The sequence below is a fragment of the Staphylococcus sp. EG-SA-2 genome (assembly GCF_017152085.1).
Window position 1 is genome coordinate 1 of record NZ_JACYHC010000772.1, and the last position, 1438, is coordinate 1438.

The window sequence follows — 1438 nt, forward strand, 5'->3', positions numbered from 1 at the left end:
AACAAGACTCACCTCACATCAATAAATCAACACAAAGCAAAGCCACCATCCCTATTGGTATAGTGGCCTGAGAATTTTAAGTATTCAATTCGCTTAAATTATTTTGCGAAAATGTCGATAATTGCTTTGATGATTTTAATGATAGTACCTACAATAGCCATCGTTTTGTCCTCCTGTATGTTGATTTAACATAGTGATGAGTTGTTGATTGTTAATGTTTGAGATTAGTTGTTACCTAAAAATTTACCAAGTAAATCTTTAAAGAATTTGAATAATTTTGCTACGAATTCCATGTGAATGGCCCCCTTCAAATAAGATGTTCATATCTATGAGATTTTTATAACTTACTTACCAGTGAATTTCTCAATTAATCCTTTAATGAATTTAATGATTCCTGCAATGATACCCATGTGAAAGACCTCCTTTGTTTGTTATGAAATCTTATTTACCAGTGAATTGTTCGATTAAGCTTTTGATAACTTTAATGATGCCAGCGATGATACCCATTAAGATTACCTCCTTTGCTTATGAGTTAACTTCATTGTACATAGTTATCTTGTGCGTAATTGATTTTTTTTCCTAACTTGAATTGTTATGATCATAACTGCGAATTTTTTATTTTAAAAGGACGGGAAATACTGCCTAACTGTACAGGTGCATTTACAAAATCTTTACAATCATTGGTTTAATAGAGGTTAAGCTCATGAATTTGACATGAAGCAGAAATTTAATTATATTTTATGTTATAAGTTTAAAACGAATAACACGTTAGGTCTCGTCTAGGCAAAGCATATTTATGAAGATGAATTGAACAGACAGAAGTAACATTTTATATACATATGTGCATGGGAGCACGCTTAAAGAGAACAATGCAACAAGGTATATCAACGTACCGTGATGCAGTGTCTAGTTAAACTGAAACCTGCAATAGTAAATTTTCTGCCATTATGTACAGAATCTACTATTGTAGGTTTTTATTTTATACATAAGCAATTATGCGAGAGATTAGAAATAAGGAGGTTATGCAGTGTTAAGTTTTCAATTGCTATTTTCACTGTTTGTTATTGCGCTTATCATTGCATTGATAAGTGGCTTGTTGTTTTTAGCACCAGTTATGCCAATGAGATATATTAAATTACATTTATACATACTAGTCATGCCAGTATTATTTGCAGTCATTGGCTTTTTCGGTATTCATGGTCAACATGTCTTAGGTCCATTTAAAATAGATCGTTTATCTTGGTTATTAGCTGGCTTTGTAATGGCGCTTGGTTTTATTATTCAAAAGTTTTCAATGCGATATTTACTAGGTGATCATCATTATAGACATTACTTTCCATTGTTCACTGCGATTACGTCGTTTGCATCTTTAGCATGGATGTCTGAAGACTTAAGACTGATGGCACTCTGCTGGGGTATGACATTATTATGTTTAACA

4 protein-coding genes and 1 pseudogene are annotated in these 1438 nt (G+C 32.1%); 1 reads left to right on the forward strand and 4 read right to left on the reverse strand.

The genetic code is table 11. The annotated features are described in order from the left end of the window. Nucleotides 1-98: 98 nt before the first annotated feature. The 4 genes from IDG60_RS13945 to IDG60_RS13960 form a co-directional block, all read right to left on the reverse strand. Complete coding sequence (locus tag IDG60_RS13945; protein ID WP_014532416.1) at nt 99-161, reverse strand: phenol-soluble modulin PSM-alpha-4; 63 nt, start codon at nt 159-161, stop codon at nt 99-101. A 63-nt stretch (nt 162-224) separates the two neighbouring features. Next, nucleotides 225-293 carry a phenol-soluble modulin PSM-alpha-3 gene (locus IDG60_RS13950; protein WP_014373779.1) on the reverse strand — a complete coding sequence of 23 codons (69 nt, stop codon included), beginning with the start codon at nt 291-293 and terminating at the stop codon, nt 225-227. A gap of 51 nt (nt 294-344) precedes the next feature. After that, complete coding sequence (locus tag IDG60_RS13955) at nt 345-410, reverse strand: phenol-soluble modulin PSM-alpha-2 (RefSeq protein WP_014373780.1); 66 nt, start codon at nt 408-410, stop codon at nt 345-347. Between the two features lie 31 nt (nt 411-441). After that, the gene (locus IDG60_RS13960) at nt 442-507 is read right to left on the reverse strand and encodes a phenol-soluble modulin PSM-alpha-1 (protein WP_014373781.1); all 66 of its coding nucleotides are present in this window, start codon (nt 505-507) and stop codon (nt 442-444) included. Between the two features lie 520 nt (nt 508-1027). Between IDG60_RS13960 and IDG60_RS13965 the strand changes: the two are divergent. Continuing rightward, nucleotides 1028-1438: pseudogene (locus IDG60_RS13965) on the forward strand (NADH dehydrogenase subunit 5); the annotation flags it as partial.